The organism is Bifidobacterium criceti, assembly GCF_002286935.1.
Taxonomy (GTDB): Bacteria; Actinomycetota; Actinomycetes; order Actinomycetales; family Bifidobacteriaceae; genus Bifidobacterium; species Bifidobacterium criceti.
This window is the reverse complement of the sequence record NZ_MVOH01000006.1, coordinates 395,617-414,652: the sequence shown is the minus strand read 5'-3', so window position 1 is coordinate 414,652 and position 19,036 is coordinate 395,617. Positions and strand designations below refer to the sequence as shown.

At 62.8% G+C, this 19,036-nt stretch carries 16 protein-coding genes and 3 tRNA genes; 15 read left to right on the top strand and 4 right to left on the bottom strand.

Features of this window, described 5'->3' with window-relative positions; genetic code table 11:
• The 3 genes from B1526_RS03530 to B1526_RS03520 all read left to right on the top strand — a co-directional run.
• Positions 1 to 681: RNA-guided endonuclease InsQ/TnpB family protein (locus tag B1526_RS03530; RefSeq protein WP_133088430.1), on the top strand; the 681-nt coding region annotated here is incomplete at its 5' end.
• A 72-nt stretch (positions 682 to 753) separates the two neighbouring features.
• Positions 754 to 1,533 (top strand): phosphate ABC transporter ATP-binding protein PstB, encoded by a 780-nt coding sequence (pstB, locus tag B1526_RS03525; RefSeq protein WP_095614674.1) that lies wholly within the window; start codon positions 754 to 756, stop codon positions 1,531 to 1,533.
• Between the two features lie 151 nt (positions 1,534 to 1,684).
• On the top strand, positions 1,685 to 3,079 hold the full coding sequence (locus tag B1526_RS03520) for an NCS2 family permease (RefSeq protein ID WP_095614673.1): 1,395 nt from the start codon (positions 1,685 to 1,687) through the stop codon (positions 3,077 to 3,079).
• 104 nt (positions 3,080 to 3,183) lie between these two features.
• On the opposite strand, the gene B1526_RS03515 is transcribed toward B1526_RS03520, so the two are convergent.
• A complete protein-coding gene (locus tag B1526_RS03515; RefSeq protein WP_095614672.1) occupies positions 3,184 to 4,119 on the bottom strand; it encodes a metal ABC transporter solute-binding protein, Zn/Mn family in 936 nt (311 codons plus the stop codon).
• Positions 4,120 to 4,703: 584 nt separating this feature from the next.
• On the opposite strand from B1526_RS03515, the gene rplJ reads away from it, so the two are divergent.
• The 6 genes from rplJ (at position 4,704) to B1526_RS09210 (ending at position 13,652) form a co-directional block, all read left to right on the top strand.
• The gene (rplJ, locus tag B1526_RS03510) at positions 4,704 to 5,225 is read left to right on the top strand and encodes a 50S ribosomal protein L10 (RefSeq protein ID WP_095614671.1); all 522 of its coding nucleotides are present in this window, start codon (positions 4,704 to 4,706) and stop codon (positions 5,223 to 5,225) included.
• 116 nt (positions 5,226 to 5,341) lie between these two features.
• Complete coding sequence (gene rplL, locus B1526_RS03505; protein WP_022858902.1) at positions 5,342 to 5,722, top strand: 50S ribosomal protein L7/L12; 381 nt, start codon at positions 5,342 to 5,344, stop codon at positions 5,720 to 5,722.
• A gap of 1,125 nt (positions 5,723 to 6,847) precedes the next feature.
• Positions 6,848 to 7,165 (top strand): hypothetical protein, encoded by a 318-nt coding sequence (locus tag B1526_RS09265; protein ID WP_235607007.1) that lies wholly within the window; start codon positions 6,848 to 6,850, stop codon positions 7,163 to 7,165.
• Between the two features lie 735 nt (positions 7,166 to 7,900).
• The gene (locus B1526_RS09260; protein ID WP_235607006.1) at positions 7,901 to 9,739 is read left to right on the top strand and encodes an FHA domain-containing protein; all 1,839 of its coding nucleotides are present in this window, start codon (positions 7,901 to 7,903) and stop codon (positions 9,737 to 9,739) included.
• Positions 9,740 to 9,747: 8 nt separating this feature from the next.
• On the top strand, positions 9,748 to 13,374 hold the full coding sequence (locus tag B1526_RS03490; RefSeq protein WP_095614726.1) for a helicase: 3,627 nt from the start codon (positions 9,748 to 9,750) through the stop codon (positions 13,372 to 13,374).
• 128 nt (positions 13,375 to 13,502) lie between these two features.
• Positions 13,503 to 13,652 carry a BAG family molecular chaperone regulator 5 gene (locus tag B1526_RS09210; protein ID WP_201260121.1) on the top strand — a complete coding sequence of 50 codons (150 nt, stop codon included), beginning with the start codon at positions 13,503 to 13,505 and terminating at the stop codon, positions 13,650 to 13,652.
• A gap of 3 nt (positions 13,653 to 13,655) precedes the next feature.
• Here the strand turns inward: B1526_RS09210 and B1526_RS03480 are convergent, their stop codons facing one another.
• The 3 genes from B1526_RS03480 to B1526_RS03470 all read right to left on the bottom strand — a co-directional run bounded on the left by B1526_RS03480 (position 13,656) and on the right by B1526_RS03470 (position 15,656).
• Positions 13,656 to 14,387, bottom strand: coding sequence for an SAF domain-containing protein (locus B1526_RS03480; RefSeq protein ID WP_095614669.1), 732 nt, complete (start codon positions 14,385 to 14,387; stop codon positions 13,656 to 13,658).
• Between the two features lie 200 nt (positions 14,388 to 14,587).
• Positions 14,588 to 14,773: an FmdB family zinc ribbon protein gene (locus B1526_RS03475; protein WP_026644654.1), complete on the bottom strand. Its 186-nt coding sequence runs from the start codon at positions 14,771 to 14,773 to the stop codon at positions 14,588 to 14,590.
• Between the two features lie 247 nt (positions 14,774 to 15,020).
• Complete coding sequence (locus B1526_RS03470) at positions 15,021 to 15,656, bottom strand: 5-formyltetrahydrofolate cyclo-ligase (protein WP_157908688.1); 636 nt, start codon at positions 15,654 to 15,656, stop codon at positions 15,021 to 15,023.
• A gap of 102 nt (positions 15,657 to 15,758) precedes the next feature.
• On the opposite strand from B1526_RS03470, the gene B1526_RS03465 reads away from it, so the two are divergent.
• The 6 genes from B1526_RS03465 (at position 15,759) to B1526_RS03440 (ending at position 19,009) form a co-directional block, all read left to right on the top strand.
• Entirely contained in the window at positions 15,759 to 16,442 is a 684-nt protein-coding gene (locus tag B1526_RS03465; protein ID WP_095614667.1) for a GNAT family N-acetyltransferase, read from the top strand.
• Between the two features lie 111 nt (positions 16,443 to 16,553).
• Positions 16,554 to 17,714, top strand: a complete 1,161-nt coding sequence (locus tag B1526_RS03460) for a hypothetical protein (RefSeq protein ID WP_235607005.1) — start codon at positions 16,554 to 16,556, stop codon at positions 17,712 to 17,714.
• A gap of 261 nt (positions 17,715 to 17,975) precedes the next feature.
• Complete coding sequence (groES, locus tag B1526_RS03455; RefSeq protein ID WP_095614665.1) at positions 17,976 to 18,269, top strand: co-chaperone GroES; 294 nt, start codon at positions 17,976 to 17,978, stop codon at positions 18,267 to 18,269.
• Between the two features lie 507 nt (positions 18,270 to 18,776).
• Positions 18,777 to 18,858, top strand: a tRNA-Tyr gene (locus tag B1526_RS03450).
• Between the two features lies 1 nt (position 18,859).
• Positions 18,860 to 18,931 (top strand) — tRNA-Thr (locus tag B1526_RS03445).
• 4 nt (positions 18,932 to 18,935) lie between these two features.
• Positions 18,936 to 19,009 (top strand) — tRNA-Met (locus B1526_RS03440).
• Positions 19,010 to 19,036 lie beyond the last annotated feature (27 nt).

Genomic DNA, 19,036 nt, shown 5'->3' with positions numbered 1-19,036 from the left:
CTCGCCACATTGTCGGACGGCACCGTGATACACAACCCGCACGCACTCAAATCGAACCTCGGACGGTTGAAGAGAGCCCAACGGAGTCTGAGCCGCAAACGGAAAGGCTCCAACCGCCGCCGCAAGGCGAGAGCGCAGGTCGCCCGACTATACGCACGGGTGGCGAACCTGCGTTCGGACGCGCTCGACAAGACCACCACCATGCTCGCCCGCACCTACGCGGACATCAGCATCGAGGACTTGAACGTGGCGGGCATGGTGGGAAACCACAGGCTCGCCCAATCGATTCAGGACGCCGCGTTCGCGGAGTTCCGACGCCTACTGACCTACAAGACCGCACGCACCGGCGCGAGGCTTCACGTCATCGACCGCTGGTATCCAAGCTCGAAGACGTGCTCGAACTGCGGGACGGTGAAAGCCAAGCTGCCCCTGTCCGAACGCGTCTACCATTGCGAGGAGTGCAGGCTTGTCATCGACCGTGATGTGAACGCGGCCATCAACATCCAAGTCGCCGGGAGTGCCCCGGAGACGTTAAACGCGCGTGGAGGAAGCGTAAGACAGGCCCACCCCAAAGGCGGGACAATGCGGCATCCGGCGAAACGCGAACCAAGCGGCGGCGAGAGTCGCGTGAGGCTTGGAGCTGGCCTTGGCAACGAGGCCATGCAGATGACTTCGCTCTAGCGACAAGCTAAAACAAAGTCATCTACAACGGCCACGGCACAGGACACCGTACGAACAGCAAGGAAAGAACGAATGGGACAGCAAATCGACGTCAATCATCTCAACATCTATTACGGCAGCTTCCTCGCGGTCGAAGACGTCAATCTGCACATCGCGGCGAACAAGGTGACGGCGTTCATCGGGCCGTCCGGTTGCGGCAAATCGACCGTGTTGCGCACGCTCGACCGCATGCACGAGATCACGCCGGGCGCGCACTGCACCGGCGAGGTGCTGCTCGAGGGGCAGAACCTGTACGCGCCGGATGTCGACCCGGTCGCCGTGCGCCGTGACGTCGGCATGGTCTTCCAGCGGCCGAACCCGTTCCCGACGATGTCGATCAGGCAGAACGTGCTCGCCGGCGTCACGCTCAACAACAGGAAGATCTCGAAATCGGACGCCGATGACCTCGTCGAGTGGGCGTTGCGCGGCGCGAACCTGTGGAACGAGGTCAAGGACCGTCTGGACAACCCGGGCGTCGGCCTGTCGGGCGGCCAGCAGCAGCGTTTGTGCATCGCGCGCGCCGTCGCCGTGCATCCGCAGGTGCTCCTCATGGACGAACCGTGCTCGGCGCTCGATCCGATCTCGACGCTCGCGGTCGAGGACCTCATCGAGGAACTCAAGCAGGACTACACGATCGTCATCGTGACGCACAACATGCAGCAGGCGGCGCGCGTCGCCGACTACACGGCGTTCTTCAACCTCAAGGCCGTCGGACAGCCTGGGCATTTGGAGTACTTCGCGGACACGTCGACGATGTTCAACAACCCGCAGAACGCGGAAGCCGAACGCTACGTGTCGGGCCGCTTCGGCTGATCGGCGGCACCCCTCACGCCCACGTCGGACTATGCGCTGAGCGAACTTCATGTAACGGCCGTATTTTACACGCGCGTGCTAGCTTTTTGCTGTCCTGTCGCTCGCGACAGGGCGGCAGAACAGAGTTCACGAGAAGAATACAGGGTGTTATATGGAGAAGTTCTTCCATCTCAAGGAGAACGGCACGACGGTCAGCAGGGAATGCATGGCCGGTCTGACGACGTTCTTCGCCATGTCCTACATCATCGTCGTCAACCCGCAGATCCTGCAGCAGACGGGTATGCCATGGGGCGGCGTGTTCCTCGCGACGATCATCGCGGCGATCATCGGCACACTCGTCATGGGCCTGTTCGCGAACGTGCCGTACGCGCAGGCGCCTGGCATGGGCCTCAACGCGTTCTTCACCTACACGGTGTGCTTCGGTCTCGGCTTCACCTGGCAGCAGGCATTGTGCATGGTCTTCCTGTGCGGTCTGATCAACATCCTGATCACCGTCACGAAGGTGCGCAAGATGATCATCAAGGCGATCCCGGAATCGCTCCAGCATGCGATCGGCGGCGGCATCGGCCTGTTCGTCGCATATGTCGGCCTGCTCAACGTCGCAGCCGTCACGTTCACGCCGAACGACCCGAAGGCGGCCGCGCAGGGCGGCGCCGTGAGCGCAGTCCCCGGCATGGCGACGCTCGACAACCCGACGCTGTGGCTCTTCCTCATCGGCCTGCTGCTTGTCATCGTCTTCACAATCCTCAAAGTCAAGGGCGGCATGCTCCTCGCGATCGTGCTCACCGCCGTCATCGGCATCCCGATGGGCCAGACGACGATGAACAACAGCATCTCGATCGGCGAGGCGTTCGGCCAGCTCCCGCAGACCTTCGGCGCGCTCTTCAGCCATGAGGGCTTCGGCACGCTCTTCGCGGACCCGGCGAAGCTCCCGCTCGTGCTCGTCACGATCTTCGCGTTCTCGATGTCCGACACGTTCGACACGCTCGGCACGTTCATCGGCACGGGCCGCCGCACCGGCATCTTCTCGCAGGCCGACGAGGAATCGCTCGAAAACGGCCACGGGTTCTCGTCGAAGATGGACAAGGCGCTCTTCGCCGACTCGATCGCGACATCGATCGGTTCGATCTTCGGCACCTCGAACACGACGACGTACGTCGAATCGTCGGCTGGCATCGCCGCAGGCGGTCGCACCGGTCTCACGTCGGTCATCGTCGCCGCCTGCTTCGCGCTGTCGATCTTCTTCGCCCCCGTCATCTCCGCGGTGCCGTCCGCGGCGACCGCAGGTGTCCTCGTCATCGTCGGCTGCATGATGGCGGCGTCGCTCAAGGAAGTGCGTTGGGACGACATCTCGGAAGCGATCCCGGCGTTCTTCGCGTCCGTGTTCATGGCGTTCGCGTACTCGATCTCCTACGGCATCGCCGCGGGCTTCATCACGTACTGCATCGTCAAGGTCTGCAAGAAGAAGGCGTCCGAAGTCCATCCGGTCGTCTGGATCGTCTCCGCGCTCTTCATCCTCGATTTCGTGTGCATGGCGATGCTGTAGCGCGTCCACGCGTATGAGATGTGCGTGAATATACGAAGGCCCGCGCCGCCGGTGTTCGGTGGCACGGGCCTTTGCTTATGGCGTACGGAGCGCGATGCCTACGTTTACTTCTTCGTACCGCCGTTCGTCTCGCTGATCTGCTTCGCGAGCGCGCGCATCCATTCGTGGAGCGACTTGTACTGCTCGGGCATCTGCTCGGTCACGTCGACGACGGGGATGTTCCCGGAGTCGGCGGCGGCGGTGAGTTGGTCGTTCATCTCGCTCGGCTCCTGCGAATTCGTGATGAGCATACGCATGTCGCCTTTCTTGAGGAGGTCGGTGAACTCCTTGATGTCCGACGGCGTCGGTTCCGATTCGTTCGCGGCGGCCTGCTTGTAGCCCTTCGGCGTCACGTCCGTCAATCCCATGTCCTCGGCGAGGTATTGCGCGACCGATTCGACGGCGGCGTAGTTCTTGCTGCCTTTGTCTTTCGCGAGTTCCTTGAGGTCGTTGTCGAGTTCCTGTTCCTCTTCGAGCCATGTCTTGTGCAGCTGTTCGAACTGTGCTTTGTGCGAGGGCTGCAGTTTGATGTAGTCGGCGGTGATCGCGTCCGCCGTCTTGATGCGGGCGTTCGCCGAGAACCAGATGTGCGGATTGTCGCCCGTCTTGACGCCGCTCACGTCGGCTGCGTCGACGACGAGCGTCTTTGACGACTGCTGCGCCGCCTTGAGCGCCCAGTCGTCGTATCCGGCTCCGTTGACGACGGCGACCTGCGCGTTCTGGATCTTCGAGATGTCGTTCGTCGTCGGTTCGTAGTCGTGCGCGTCGGTGCCGGTGTTGTTGAGGATGCTCGTGACGTCGACGTAGTCGCCGCCGAGGTCCTTCGCGAGCGACCCCCACTGGTTGCTTGACGCGATGACGGTGATGACGGCGTCCTTGCTGCCGTTGTCGGCGTTCGCTTCGTTCGTGTGTGCGGTGTTCGATGTCGAGCATGCGCTTACGGCGGCGACGGTCGCGACGCTTGCGAGCGCCGCGACGACGGCGCGCATCAGTTTCTTCATTCGTTCTCCCTCGGTTTCCTTATGTCCCGTTGTATCCGCGTGCCCGCGCGTTGTGAAGGGGCACATGTCGTGCGGTTTGTGATGCGACCACTGTAGCACATAATGAGAATCGTTCGCAATAAGGTGGTGTGTGGTGTGTGGCGTGCGCGGGCGCGGGCGAATGTGTAGTCGGTGTCTGCTGATCGGGACGGGAGCGTACGCGTTTGCGGGCGGGGTGGTAGATGTGGTCTGCGAAGTCGGGCGGAACGGGTGGATCTGCGGGTGGTGTCTGCTGATCGGGACGGGAGCGTACGCGTTTGCGGGTGGGTTGGCAGTGCGCGTCTGCGGAATCGGACGTATGCGACACGCCGGATGTGTGGGGTGTCGTCAGCGGCCGGTACATTATTTCTCTTGTAAACCACAGACCGTTGGTTGGAAGTCGCGTGCGACTTCACGAAGTTTGGTTCGCCAAGCCAGCGCAGGTTGAGAAACAAGGATCCTCGATTATTCGAGGGCGTTTGCCGCTCTGCCTGTGCGCAGGGCTTTTTTGTTGCTCAGGTGTGCGTTCCGGTTCACAGTCAACGGCCGACTTAGGAAGGAACGCCATGAAGAGGCCCGAAAAGGAAGTGGTGGTCGCCGAGCTTACGGAAGCATTCCGTAACGCTGACGCGGTCTACCTGACCGAGTACCGCGGGCTTACCGTTCCGCAGATCTCCGATCTGCGCGAAAAGCTAGGCCGCGATACTTCCTACACTGTGGCTAAGAACACGCTGTTCCGCATCGCCGCCAAGGAAGCGGGCATTGAGGGTCTCGACGAGATGCTCAAGGGTCCTTCCGCGGTTGTCTTCGTCCAGGGAGACTTCATCGAGGCTGCGAAGACGCTGCGTGACTTCGCCAAGACCAACAAGGCCCTCATCGTCAAGGGCGGTTTCGCAGATGGAACCGTGTACGACGCCGAGGGTGCCAAGCAGCTCGCAGACCTCAAGTCTCGTCCGGAACTGCTTGCCGAAATGGCCGGTGCGCTCAAGGGCACGATGGCCAAGGCCGCCCGCCTGTTCAACGCGCTGCCGACGAAGGCCGTCCGCACGGTCGACGCCCTGCGCGAAAAGCAGGAGAAGGCCGCCTGATCGCCCTGCGGCTCGCCGCATAGCAATCGGTTCGGAATATAACGGAAAAACCACACAAATTTCAGGTGCGCGGAACACGGAACACCACCGCACGCCACGATTGAAAGGAAGCCATAATGGCTAAGTTCACCCAGGATGAGCTCCTCGAAGCTTTCGGTGAAATGACCCTCGTCGAGCTCTCCGAGTTCGTCAAGGCCTTCGAAGAGAAGTTCGACGTCGAAGCCTCCGCTCCGGTCGCCGTCGCCGCTGCCGCCGCTCCGGGCGCTGCTCCGGCCGAGGAAGAGAAGGATGAGTTCGACGTCATCCTCTCCGCCGTTGGCGACAAGAAGATCCAGGTCATCAAGGCTGTCCGCGGCATCACCAACCTCGGCCTTGCTGAGGCGAAGGCCCTCGTTGACGGCGCTCCGAAGCCGGTTCTCGAGCACGCCAAGAAGGAAGACGCCGAGAAGGCCAAGGCTCAGCTCGAAGAAGCTGGCGCCACCGTCGAGCTCAAGTGATGTGCGCGGCTTCATGCCGCAATTCACGAACGCTTTCGGAAGTCCCCGCAGTCGCAAGGCTGCGGGGACTTCCCGTTGTTGTGATCGGTTGCTGGTGTGGCGGTTGGTGCGGACTGCGAAGTGGGACGGAAATGTGCGCGTTTGTGGGTGGTTTGGGCGATGGGGTCTGCAGATTGAGACGGAACGGGTGGATGTGTAGTCGGTGTCTGCGGAACGGGACGGAAACGGCGGGGTTCGCGGGTGGGATGGTCGGTGGGAACTGCGAAACGGGACGGCACTACATATCCGGCACAATAGGGGAGCGCGGAATGTGCGGGAGCGTAGCTGCGCGCATACATGGAATCAGCTCGCTGCGAATTGTGGATAACGGTGCCGTCCGTACACAGGGGCCGGTACAGCTGGTGCGCCGCTGTCGGAACGCGTAGCGTGGCCTGTACGTCCTATCAAACCTGACGAAACGGAGGATCGGATATGCGGGGTCACGCGGAAATGGACAGGCAGCTCGACGCAGCGGAGCGCGAAGGCAGATGTCTGCACCCGGCGAGCGAATCGGTGCGCAAAGCGCTGTTGAGGAGAGTCAAGACGGGCGACGTCGTATCGCCAAGACCTGGATTGTTCATCCGGAGCGCATTGTGGCGTTCGCTCGACGCGATCGATCAGGTGAAACATGTCGTGCGCGGCCTTGCGCATTGGCATCCGGATTGGGTATTCGGCGGTGTCGCTGCAGCATGTATGCACGATTTGTGGGTGGATTTTTCGACTGCGCGCAAGGCATTGCATGCGCGAATGCTTGTCGTATGTGCAACGCGGGGCACCTATCACAATAGTAGGCATATCGAAAGAAAACATCATATACATATGAATTATGTCGTCATTGATGGTGTACGTGTGACGACGCTCGCGCAGACTGCCGCCGATTGCTGCGCGATTATGACGTTTCTGGATGGAAAACCGATTGCGGACAGCGTCATGCGCAAAGGTGTGCGGGCGGAAACGATTATGGAATGCGCAGCCGTGAACGGAATGGTGAATGCAAATCTGCGTAAAACACTCAAATATGCGAATCCTTATGCGGAGAATGGTGGGGAGTCCAGAATGGGCGCCGCGTTCATCGAATGTGGATTCATGCCACCGCAGCAGCAGGTGGAATTCGTCGATCCACTCACGGGGCGGCGGTTCCGCGTCGATTATCTGTGGCGAACCGCGGATGGCCGACTCATCGTCGTTGAACTCGATGGGCTCGTGAAATACACCGATCCGGAGATGATGCACGGGCGTACGGTCGACGGCATCGTCGACGATGAGCGCGAGCGTTCCGAAGCACTTGTGCGCGCGGGTGTGCACGCGGTCATCCGTGTGAGGATGTCCGATCTCGCCGACCGTGCGCAGCTGACGCGTCGCCTTGCGGAAGCGGGAGTGCCGATGATGAAGACGGCGGCGTAGATGGAGGCGGGGGTGCAGGTGTGGATGTGGGTGGTTTGGTTGGTGGGGTCTGCGGAGTGGGACGGAAACGTATGGTTGTGCGGGTGGATTGGCAGATGCGGACTGCGGAGCGGGACGCAGTGGGTGCGTGTGTAGGTGGGAACTGCGGAACAGGACGGAAACGTACGTGGTTGCGGGTGGTTTGGTTGGTGGGGTCTGCGGAGCGGGACGCAGTGGGTGGGTGTGTAGGCGGGAACTGCGGAACAGGACGGAAACGTACGTGGTTGCGGGTGGTTTGGTTGGTGGGGTCTGCGGAGCGGGACGCAGTGGGTGCGTGTGTAGGTGGGGTCTGCGGAACAGGACGGAAACGTACGTGGTTGCGGGTGGTTTGGTTGGTGGGGTCTGCGGAGCGGGACGCAGTGGGTGGGTGTGCAGGTGGGAACTGCGGAACAGGACGGAAACGTAGGTGTTTGCGGGCGGGGATGTAGGTGGGGACTGCGGAGTGGGACGCGCGCACTACACGCTGCGTAGCGCGCGCCTTGCGCGGGCGACGCGGAACAAGCTCTGTGCGATATTGGGCGCCGAGTTAGGCGAATATGGGATGATTTGTTGAACTTGCCGCGTAAAATGGTGTTCCGTATGCGTACTTCTCGGTTGTGCGCGCGGAACAGGCACGTGGCGCGCGGTATGCCGAGCGGACAACGGCGAAAGGAAGGTCCCACGGTGAGCGGAGATCAACGGACGACAACGAAATGGATGATACGTGTTGACGGTTCGGATCTGACCAGCATCGAAGCCGGGCAAACCGTGGAAATCGGCCGCAAGCCGCTGCGCCCTGTCCCGGACGATGGCATGCGCCGCATCGAGATCCTCGACGACACGCGTTCGATGTCGAAACGCCACGCGGAGTTCTCGGTCAAGTCGGACGGCAACGCAATCCTGCGCGACCTCAATTCGACGAACGGCACGTTCCTTGTACGCCCGGGCAATGAGCTTGTGCGGCTGCCGGGCGGTTCCGACTTCGCGATGACCGACGACACGGTGCGTCTGCAGTTCGGTGACGTTCCCGTCGATTTCGTCCGCTACATCGACGACGATACGACGAACGACGACGATGACGTCGCGAACCTGTTCGATTACGCGCTCGACAACCAGCCGAGCGAGCCGGAGGCCGCCGATATGTCGATCGACGACATCCTCAATCTGCGCGCAGGGGAGCCGACGAACATCTTCAACGCCGGGCAGGTGCGTTCGCGCGCGAAGGAATTGCGTCAGGCGGAGCAGCAGACGTTTGTGCCGTTCACATCCCCGCTCAATCCGCTCGCCGCGAGCGAAACGAGTGATGAAGAGGACGACGACGCCGCGCCACGCGACCTGTTCGCCGACGCGCACGATGTCGCGGCGGGCAAGATCGAGGAACCCGCCGCGAAAAAGCAGGAATTCGTGCCACGTACGCACGACGGTCCGCGACACGCCGACCGTCGCAACGCCGACAGCCTCGTGAGCGTGACGGAACTCGCGCAGCAGCACCGTCCGATTCCTTCCCTTGATGTCGCGCAGCCGCTTGAGCCGACCGTCGGCGCGACACGTACGCCGGTTTCGCCGACGGTTTCGCCGACGTCGTACACAGGGGAGCCGTCGATCACGACGACGATCCGCCCGGAGCGCAACGCCGACGCATCCTCGGATGGGCAGGGCGCGCGCACGCTTCCGGTGCAGCCGGCGATCCCCACACGCACCGCTGAGCAGTCCGCGCAGACGCCGTCGCAGCAGCCACACCCTGCACAGCTGCAAACGCCGCAATCTGTACAGTCGCAGGCGACGCAGCCTCAGACGGCACCATCGGACGTGCCGCTCGTCCATGTCGACATCCCGTCCGTTGGTGCGGCGTCCGAAATCGAAACAGCTGTGCAGTCCGTACAACCTGTCCAATCGACCGCTTCCGACGCGTTCGCCGAACAGCGCAACGCGTTGCACTTCGACGTCATCGAATCGACATTGGAGGGCGTCGACTCAACCGTCGAACCATCGCCAAACACGGCGGACACGGACGAGCGCACCGACTTCTCCGTCGTGACGGTCGCGCCTGTGCGGCAGACGTCGTTCGTCACCGACGACGCGGCACATGGTGACGACGCGCGCACGACAGCGCAACAGACGACGGGGCGGACGTCCGCGCAGATGTCGGAACAGACTGCGGCGCACACCGCGGAACCGACAGATGATGGCGAGGACTACAGCCGTTTCCAACGCCACGATGATGACGATGCGCGTGCGCTCGACGAGACACAGGCGTTCACACCGGCGTTCGAACCGGGGTCGGTGTTCGAACGCGTCGCGAACGGCGATTTCGACAAACCGAAGGAACTCATCGAAGCGGGCGGATACACGTCGGACGACGCGCGACGCAGCGACGATTTCGCCGAACAGTTCGAAATGGCGAAGTACGCGGAACTGCTGCCGTTCCTCGCGATGAACCCGACGCTGTACGATGACCTGTACGAGTGGCTCGCGGCGCAGTCGAACGCGGACATCGACGAGGCGCTGAGCCGCAACCCCGGATATGAGGACTACCGCAAGGCGGTAGGAAAGTGAGCGAGCAGATGACGGACAATTCCACCCAGACGAGCGGGGCGCTCGACGAGCTGCGTCGGTGGCGTGAGGAGTTCAAGGCGAACCTTGTGCCCTCGCCGCTTGAGGACGTGACGCAATTGACAGCGCAGGTCGACCTCACGCACGCGCATCCGTCGGGCATCTCCCAACTGTTCGCCCGCGGCAGCGCGCCGTTGCATTCGCTGTTCCGCGACAGCGGCATGCTACGCACGGCAGCGCGCCGTGTTGAACGTGTGCTCGACGACCAGGGCGCGAAACGCCGCATAAGCGGTGTCGCCGAACTTTCGCTCGTCGTCGGCGTCGCGACATGGAAGGGCAATATGATGCCCGTGTTGCTGTACCCGGTCGAAGTGGTGCGTGACGGCAACCCGGTCGAGCACCATACGACGATCAGCTTCACCGGCCATGTGCGCCTCAACGCGTCGTTCCTCGCCGCGATGCGCGAACATGGCGTGCGCCTCGACGAACGCCAGCTGTTCGACGGTTCGAACTATGCGAGTGGCACACCCGAAACGGCCGCCGTGTTCGCCGCGATCTCGAAGGCCGCGCAGCAGGTCTTCCCTGATTTCTCGATCGAACGGCAGATCATCCTCGGCTGCTTCATGGACCCGTCGACGCAGATCCTCGTCGAGAGCCAGATGATCATCGACCATCTCGCGAAAGGCCCGAGCGGCAACATCATGCTCGATGCGCTCGCCGGGTATCCGCAGGCGCGCGATTCGCTCACAAACGAGAAGATGCCCGCATACAGCCCGTTCGATGGCGACCCGCATGCCGAATACGAGATCGGCGATGTCGACAACACGGTCCGCTACGCCGCGAACATGGTCGCCGCGGGGCATTCGCTTTTCGTTGACGGCACTGAGGACACCGACACCGCCGAACAGGCCGCGGCGATCGCGTCGCGGTGCATCATGGCTGGGCGTTCCGTGCTGTATGTGCCGTGCGTGACCGACCAGAAACGCCGTTTCCTTTCAATCATGCGCGCAAACGAGCTCAACGGCCAGGTGCTTGATGTCGCCGACCCGAATGCGAACGCCGCGATCGACCATCAGCTCATCCGCGCGGTCGGCTACCAGCAGGGCGTCGCGACGTCGCGCTACGAGCAGCTCGCCGACGAACTTGTCGGCGTGCGTTCGCGTCTCACGCGTTACCTTGGCGACCTCCACGGCGTCAACAAGACGTGGGACGTCTCCGCATACCAGACGATCCAGAACCTTGCGAGCATCGCCGAACTGCCGACGCATCCGGCGACGCATGTGCGGCTTTCGAAGGAGGTCGCGTCGGCGATCGGGCCGTCGCTCGACGACTGGGCGAAGAAACTCGAACGTGCGGGCGAACTCGGCGAATACACGGTCGACGCGAAGGACACCGCCTGGTACAAGGCATCGCTCTACAGCGAGGACGAGGCGATCACCGCCTACCAGCGCGTCGTGACGATGCTGCGCACGTTGCTGCCGGCGACGCGCGAACAGGTGACGAACACGGTCAAGACGTGCGGGTTCTCGGTGCCGACGACCGCGCAGGAGTGGGGGCGTCAGGTCACCGTGCTCAAGAACCTGCGCCGTGTGCTCGACGTGTTCCAGCCGGAGATCTTCGAACGCGACATCGATCTGATGATCGAGGCGACGAAGCCGAAGGCGGAACGCAAGAACGACGGTTCTACGATGGGCTTCTGGGAGCGCCGACGCCACGTCAAGGAGGCGAAGAGCCTGCTGCGCGTCGGCGCGCAGGTCGAGAACCTGCATGACGCGCTGTGCGTCGTGCAACGTCAGGCGGAACAGTGGCGCCTGTTCGTGCCGCACGGCGGCTGGCCCGTGCTGCCTTCGAAGCTCGACGACATCATCACGACGCAGGACGAGCTCGTCTCCAACATGACCGCGCTCGACACGGTGCTCGCGACGACGCCTGATGGCGGCGACCTGCAGTCGACCGATTTCAACGCCGTCGAGGAACGCCTCAAAGCGCTCTTCGACGACCGCAAGGCGCTTGACACGCTTCCCGAACGCGCGACGCTCGAACGTGAGCTCGACCGTGCGGGGCTCACCGCACTCGTCGACGACCTGCACCAACGCCATGTGGCCGTCGATGCCGTTCGCGATGAGCTGCGCCTTGCATGGTGGACGACCGTGTTCGACGACATCGTCCATTCGTCGGCGATCATCTCGAACCAGGACGGTTCGGCGCTCCAGAGCGCATCCGACCGCTTCGTGCAGGTCGACACCGAACATGTGCGCTCGGTCGGTCCGATGATCATGCAGGAATCGATGCACCGCCTGTGCGACCTGCTGTTCGCGCGCACGCAGGAAGCGAACATGCTGCACACGGTGCTCGCCGGTTCGAACGGCATTTCGCTGAGCCGCATCCACCATGACCATCCCGAGATCCTCGCCGCCGCGAAACCCGTCATCATGAGCACGCCCGCGACGCTCGCGTCGGTCACGAAACCGACGCCGATCGCTGACGTCGTCATCATCGACGCCGCCGCGCATCTGCCGTCAATCCTGCTGTTGTGCATCCTGTGCCGCGCGCGACAGGTCATCGTCCTCGCGCATGAGCAGACGATCACCTCCGACAGTGTGCGCACGCTCGTGTCGCTGCTGCCGCACGTCACGGTCGCGCCGCGCCCGACGCGCCGCGATCCGCGCGTCAACCGCTTCCTCGAAGCGCAGGGCTACGGCAGCGTCTGCCATGACGTCGCACGCGCGGGTGTGCAGGGCCACCTTATGTTCCACCATATCGAGGCGACCGGCGTGCCGATCATGGCGAGCGGCCTCGTCGAAAGCAGCCAAGGCGAGATCGACGAGATCGTCAACCTCATCACACGCCGCGCGCAGACGTTCACGGCCGTGCCGGCAAGCTACATCCTGACCGTCGTCTGCATGACGCCGACGTTCCGCACGCGCCTCGGCGCCGAACTCAAGGCGCTCGCGACGCGCAACGAGATCATGGGCAGGTTCCTGCGCCATGTGCGCATCATCGACATCACCGACGTCGCCGGTGCGCATGCGACCGATGTCATCCTTTCGATGAGCTATGCGAAGACGTCCCATGGCAGGCTCCTCCAACAGTTCGGCGCGCTCGAAAACGACGGTGGCAAAGGGATGCTGCTCGACGCGCTCGCGCTCGCCGACCACAATATCGACATCATCAGCGCGTTCGGCGCCGATGACCTTGAGGACGACCGCCTGCACCACGCGGGTCCGAAGATGCTCAAGACGCTGTTGCTGTGGGCGCAGCGGCTTGGCAACGAGATACCGGTCGAGGCGGCCGGGAAAGCCGACGCGGACAACGTCCTGCTCACCGACCTCGCCGCGCGTATCCGTGACCGTGGACTCAACGTCGCGATCGACTACGGGTTCGACGACGGCAGGAGGCTGCCGATGGTCGTCGGGCTCAAGGACAAGCCGTACACGCTCGCCGTGTTCACCGACGACGCCCAATTCATGGGCATCCAGTCGACACGTGAACGCCACCGCATCCTCGAACAGGACACGGAAGGGCTCGGCTGGTCGGTCATGACGATCTGGAGCGTCGCCGCGTTCGTCAACCCGGACAAGGAAGTCGACCGCGTCGTCGCACAGATCAACGACCTGTATAAGGAGGCGCGGCGGTGAGCGCCGACGATACGCCGGCGATCCGCGTGATCGACGGTTCGGAGGGCAACGGGAACGACGCTTCCGGCGCACAGCCGCACGGCTATAGCGCCGAACGACGCACACCGCGCCGCCACCGCCGTGTCGTCATGCAAGGCACCGAACGCTTCGATGCCGCCGGCGTCAAACTCGAGCCGGGTGACATGCGCACACGCGAGGAGCGCGCAGCCGATGACGACCTCCGCATCCTCGGCGAGCTGCCCCCGCATTGGGGCGTCTTCGAGGAGCACGGCAAGTAGCCATCACCCTCCTTCGCCTTCTTTGGCGCCGTCTGCGGTGGCAGGGGCGGCGCGGATGGCGAGGATGGGGCCTGTTTCCTGCGCCTGCAGCGTGCGCATCGCATCGGCCGCGGGCATCGCGACGGGTGTCAGACTGCCTCCTGTCGCCGCGTCGTCACGCGGGGTGCCCATGACGATCGCGTCGGCGCTCACCATACATAGGCCTTCACCGACCACTTCGCCGTTCCCATCGCCGGTTTCAGGCGGCGAGCATCCTGTCGCCGCCGTCAACGCGATATGTGTGCCTGGTGCGAACGGTTTGTTGAGCTCCCCGATGCGCACATCGATGACGGTATGGCCAGTGGCTACGGCGGGTGTCGCTGTGAGCATCGTCGGCAGCAGCACATCCCCTTTGCGGATGTCGATGAGCGCGTAGGAGGCGGCGTTCGTCCCATCGTCGAGATGGTCGACGGCGCGTTCGAGCGCGTCGCTCACCGGGACCGCCGCCGGTATGAAATCGGACGTGACGACCGCGTCACCCGCATGGATCTCGCGTGATGCAGTGAGCACGTCGCGCGTCGCCGTCGCCGTGACGACGCATTCGAGCGTGCAGAGAACGGCGAGCGCCGCGCAGCAAGCCGCGAGGACCTTGCGCGCACGCCTATCGAGGCGACGCGTCCGCAGGCCGTGCGCATGCGCCTGCCGGGGCGGTCGTCCGTGTTCGGACGTGGATCGTGAATCGAATATATGCAACATGGACAGCATCATCGGCGATAGGTGGCGTGCATGTCCAGCGCGGAAGGGGTATGTGTACGGAAGGGTGTGTCGTCGGCCATTTGTGGATGACACACCGCAGACCGATGTGGATTGTGGATAATGCGCGCGCGGCATGCACGTGTGCATCCACACCACTGTGGATGCACGATCACATCATCCGCCCAACGTCGGCGCTCAGTTCACTTCGAGCCTTTGTCGGTGCGGTAGAATCCGCTTCCTTTGAACGTGATCGGCACGGCCGAGTAGACCTTGTGCACGGTCGGTTCCCCGCATTTGGGGCAGACCGTGATCGGCTTGTCGTCGAACGACTGGTGTTCGGTGAAGTCGTAGCCGCAGTGCTTGCAACGGTAATGGTAGACGGGCATGATGCTCCTTCCTCTATGTCTGTATGCGCGTGCGCGCGCGAATGCTCGTATCCTCATCCAGAGACTACTCACATGTGTGCATGAGCGCATCGACGAATCCACATCGGGTCGGTACTCATTGTGGAAATCATGGATGGTTGTGGAAACATCGGACGCTATCCACAATGTTGTGGATAACACAACGTCAATACGAACAAAAACAAACCGCCAACGTGTCACACAACATACCGGATACCCATGTTCGTCATCAGATGAACGTGACTCCGTGCTCCGTGAGCACCGCGTCGACGGGAACATCGTGCGGCGATTGCGGTAGCGGATCCCCGATGAATTCGGACGACCAGCACATCGCGATGCGCGGCGCGGACGGGGCCGCGTGCATGAGCGCCTCATCATACCAACCGGCGCCGCGCCCAAGCCGGCCACCACGACTGTCGACGGCGAGCGCAGGCAGCACGATGGCGTCGGCGTCGGCGAGCGCCTGCGCCGGAAGCGTTTCGGCGTCGGGCTCATCCGGTCGCATCGCATGGCCGGAGCGCGCGGTGTCCTCATGGTGCAACGCGTCGACTTCCTCGACCGACGTAAGCGACGACCATCCGATGTCCCTGCCGGTGCCGAGACGCGGCACGAGCAGACGGCAACCGCGGCGTACCGCCTCACTGAGGACCGGCAGTGTGCTGATTTCGGTTCCCATCGAGACGTGGCATGCGATCGTGGGTGGCTGCGTTCGCGCGCGGAGGAACAACGGGAGCGCGAAAAACGCGTCCGCGCACAGTTCGCCGGCGTCGATGCGTTCCATCGTCGTCGTATATTGCCGGTTTTTCATGATGCTGTGGCGCAGTGCGCGTTTGCGCTCGTCGATCGTCTGTCTCGCATTCGTCATGGGCTTTGTTCTACCATGTGCCGGTTTCCGATGCGGTGCGTTACGCCATGAAGTGACCATCGGCGTCGTCCCCGTGGCGCGGCGGCGTGCAAGAATGATGGGGTGACGTTGTTCCAAGCTTTCCGCGACGCGATGCAATACGATCCGGCGAACGCGTTCGTGACGCCTGTCGCGCTCCTCGCCCCGGCCGATGCACCCGCGCTCACGTTGCGTACGATGACGGCCGCCGACGAGGCCGAATGGGACGAGGTGCGCGCGCGCAACGCGTCGTGGCTCGATCCGTGGGAGTCGAACGACCCGATGCGCCGCCGTCTTGTCACGTTCCCCCAATGGATCCGCATGCAGCGCCGCGATGAGCGTGCGGGGGCCGCGATCGTGTTCGTCATCATGTTCGAGGGGCGCATCGTCGGACAGATCTCACTCGGTGCGGTCATGCTCGGCGCGATGCGCTGCGGCATCGTCGGGTATTGGATCGCCCACGATTACGCCGGCAGAGGATTCACGCCGCTTGCCGTCGCGATGCTCGCGGACTGGGCGCTCCACGATCCGGACGGTCCGAACCTGCATCGCATCGAAATCGACATCCTCCCCGAAAACGAACGTTCGCGCCGCGTTGTGCAGAAAGTAAGCGCGAAATATGAGGGAGTCCGTAGAAAATATATGTTCATCAATGGTAAATGGCGCGACCACGAATCGTACAGTCTGCTCGCAGAGGACGCACCGGATGGCTTTGCGCGGCGTTTTCTTGACGACACGCCCGGCGAGCGCGTTTCGTCATTGTCCTAATTTCTCTTATTCTTAAGAACTATGGGTTACGAATCACTGAGCACACTTGTGATCTTGGTGATGGTCGGAATCATCATGGCGGTATGGCTGCCTCGCAGGACGGTCGACGGCATGAGAAAGGTGATGAAGCATCGGTCGGACCGATACTCCGCTTCGCTGCATCTTGTCGATGAGCGCAGCGGCACGACGTTCAACGACGTCGATTCGCCGAAGACGAAAGGGGCGATAATGCCAGCGACGCAGAAGGAACAGGGCGCGTACCGCGAATACCGTGAGTATGTGGCCCATGTACGCACACTTCGTCGTGCCGCGGCGCGCCGCCGCAAAATGATCGCAGGCGCGCTCCTCACCGCGTCCGTCGTCATCCTCGTCCTCGCGTTCGTCCTCCACTTCAGCCCGTGGTACACGCTCATCCCGGCAGGTCTGCTCGCGCTCGTATGCGTGCTCGGCATCCGCGCGTCGAAGCAGGCGCGCGCATGGGAGACGAAGGCCGCCGCGAAGGAACAGGAACTCAAACGCAAGCAGCGCATGCGTCCGCAGCGCGTCGCACGACGGAGCGTCGACGATGCCGCCGCCGACGCGCAGTCCGCGCAGCCGCAACGTCCGAGCGAGGCCGCCGCGCGCGAGGAGACACGCACCGACGTCATGGAACAGCGTGAGATACGCCGCGCATTGCATCAGGCGCGCGTCGAACAGGCGCAAGCGCTCGCGCGCCGCGAACAGGCGCAGCGTGACGCGCAGTCGACGCATGCCGAAGCCACCGTGGAGCGCACCGACGTCGAGGCGGCGGTCGCGGACACCGACCGTTCCGAACACGCGCAGCTCGTTGTACGTGATGAAATGAACGTCTATCCGCTCGACGAAACGAACGAACTGTCCGAGATCTCTCCGTCGTCCGCCGTCGACGCGTTCGATATGGCGGTCAACCAGGACCTCATCTCGTTCTCGCTCGGTACGCCGCGCAACGGTGTCGAACATCCGCACAACGCCCCCGAGAGCCTCGAAATCAAATCGACGAAGCAGGTCGCGAAAGCCGAACCGAAACCGATGGGCGCCGCAGACGATGCGCGCGACGCGGCGGAAGCGCGCGATATGGCCGCCGGCGACGTGAACGTCGCGGACGATACGTCATCCACGGGCGCGACCGCGCACGTCAACGATTCCGTCGCGTTCCACGAGAGCGAACGGACGGCGTCGGTCGAAGCACCCGACGAGACGAGCGATTCGCTCGGATCGAACCTCGAATCGATCCTCGCGCGCCGCGGCAGCTGAACCTCGCATGGACTTCGCATAAAGGGACGTTGATGGAAAACACCGACCGATGGTTCGTTCGGTGTTTTCCATATATGCCAACGGTTTCTCTGACAGCTTTAGCACTCGAGTTGGCAGAGTGCTACCCGTCGCGGTAGGATAGGCAACTAGCGCGACGGAACGGGTGCGGCAAGTGAATCGTCAGCCGCCTGACGTATTCGTTCCCGAGCGAGACCAAACATGTTTGTTCGCATGCAGCAATGCAGAAAGAGGAGGTACGTCGTGTCGTTCCCACTCATTCCAATGGAAGACAAGATCATCGTCAAGCAGGCCGAGGCCGAGACGCAGACCGCTTCGGGCCTGTTCATCCCGGACAACGCCAAGGAGAAGCCGCAGCAGGGCGAAGTCCTCGCCGTCGGACCTGGCCGTCGTGACGACAAGGGCGAGCGCATCCCGATGGATGTCAAGGTCGGCGACAAGATCCTGTACTCGAAGTACGGCGGCACCGAAGTGCACTACCAGGGTGAGGATTACCTCATCGTGGCCGCGCGCGACGTGCTCGCGGTGCTTGCCTGATATCACGGCGACACCCACGCGCCCTGTGCGCGCACGTGCATATCGTGTGTCGTGGAGAAAGCCCCGCACTGCCGTTCCGGCGTGCGGGGCTTTCGCGTGCCAAAATGCGCCCTGTGCCGCAGTGCGGCACGCTGATACCGCTCACCGTACCGCACTGCGGCACAAATAGTGCGGAGTAATATCGTGCGGAACGATGGAGGGGAATACGCGGGGGCGATTCCTGTTGATGCGTATGTGCGGCCAAACGCCGCATGCGAGAATGGCCCAACACCATAGGGCACGCCGAACGGACAGGCCGTCACGGAGCACGGGGATGTACAACGTGCGGGCGGTGGCACAGCACGCGCGCAGTGCACACGTCGTCACAGGGCGCGGAACGCACCTGTTTCAAGCCTTCCGCAACGCATATATCCAGGCAGGGCAATGCGACACGCCGAAACTTGCAGAAAGTTCCCCTCCCGTGGCATACTAGCCAAGTTGCCGGTTGAACCTTCAACCGATAACGATGGCGGATTTCCCAAGCGGTCAAAGGGACCTGACTGTAAATCAGGCGCTTCGTGCTTCAGTGGTTCGAATCCACTATCCGCCACGCCTCGATAGCTCAGTGGTAGAGCACTTCCTTGGTAAGGAAGAGGTCGTGAGTCCGATTCTCACTCGAGGCTCTCTGGCGGGATAGCTCAGCTGGCTAGAGCGTACGACTCATAATCGTAAGGTCAAGAGTTCGAGTCTCTTTCTCGCTACTATACGGGGCCGGGAAACCGGCCCCA

Excerpts from the sequence above, each read along its gene's own strand:
- pstB (WP_095614674.1), top strand. The coding sequence starts at position 754 with ATGGGACAGCAAATCGACGTCAATCATCTCAACATCTATTACGGCAGC.
- B1526_RS03520 (WP_095614673.1), top strand. The coding sequence starts at position 1,685 with ATGGAGAAGTTCTTCCATCTCAAGGAGAACGGCACGACGGTCAGCAGG.
- B1526_RS03515 (WP_095614672.1), bottom strand. The coding sequence starts at position 4,119 with ATGAAGAAACTGATGCGCGCCGTCGTCGCGGCGCTCGCAAGCGTCGCG.
- rplJ (WP_095614671.1), top strand. The coding sequence starts at position 4,704 with ATGAAGAGGCCCGAAAAGGAAGTGGTGGTCGCCGAGCTTACGGAAGCA.
- rplL (WP_022858902.1), top strand. The coding sequence starts at position 5,342 with ATGGCTAAGTTCACCCAGGATGAGCTCCTCGAAGCTTTCGGTGAAATG.
- B1526_RS09265 (WP_235607007.1), top strand. The coding sequence starts at position 6,848 with ATGCCACCGCAGCAGCAGGTGGAATTCGTCGATCCACTCACGGGGCGG.
- B1526_RS09260 (WP_235607006.1), top strand. The coding sequence starts at position 7,901 with ATGATACGTGTTGACGGTTCGGATCTGACCAGCATCGAAGCCGGGCAA.
- B1526_RS03490 (WP_095614726.1), top strand. The coding sequence starts at position 9,748 with ATGACGGACAATTCCACCCAGACGAGCGGGGCGCTCGACGAGCTGCGT.
- B1526_RS09210 (WP_201260121.1), top strand. The coding sequence starts at position 13,503 with ATGCAAGGCACCGAACGCTTCGATGCCGCCGGCGTCAAACTCGAGCCG.
- B1526_RS03480 (WP_095614669.1), bottom strand. The coding sequence starts at position 14,387 with ATGTTGCATATATTCGATTCACGATCCACGTCCGAACACGGACGACCG.
- B1526_RS03475 (WP_026644654.1), bottom strand. The coding sequence starts at position 14,773 with ATGCCCGTCTACCATTACCGTTGCAAGCACTGCGGCTACGACTTCACC.
- B1526_RS03470 (WP_157908688.1), bottom strand. The coding sequence starts at position 15,656 with ATGACGAATGCGAGACAGACGATCGACGAGCGCAAACGCGCACTGCGC.
- B1526_RS03460 (WP_235607005.1), top strand. The coding sequence starts at position 16,554 with ATGAGAAAGGTGATGAAGCATCGGTCGGACCGATACTCCGCTTCGCTG.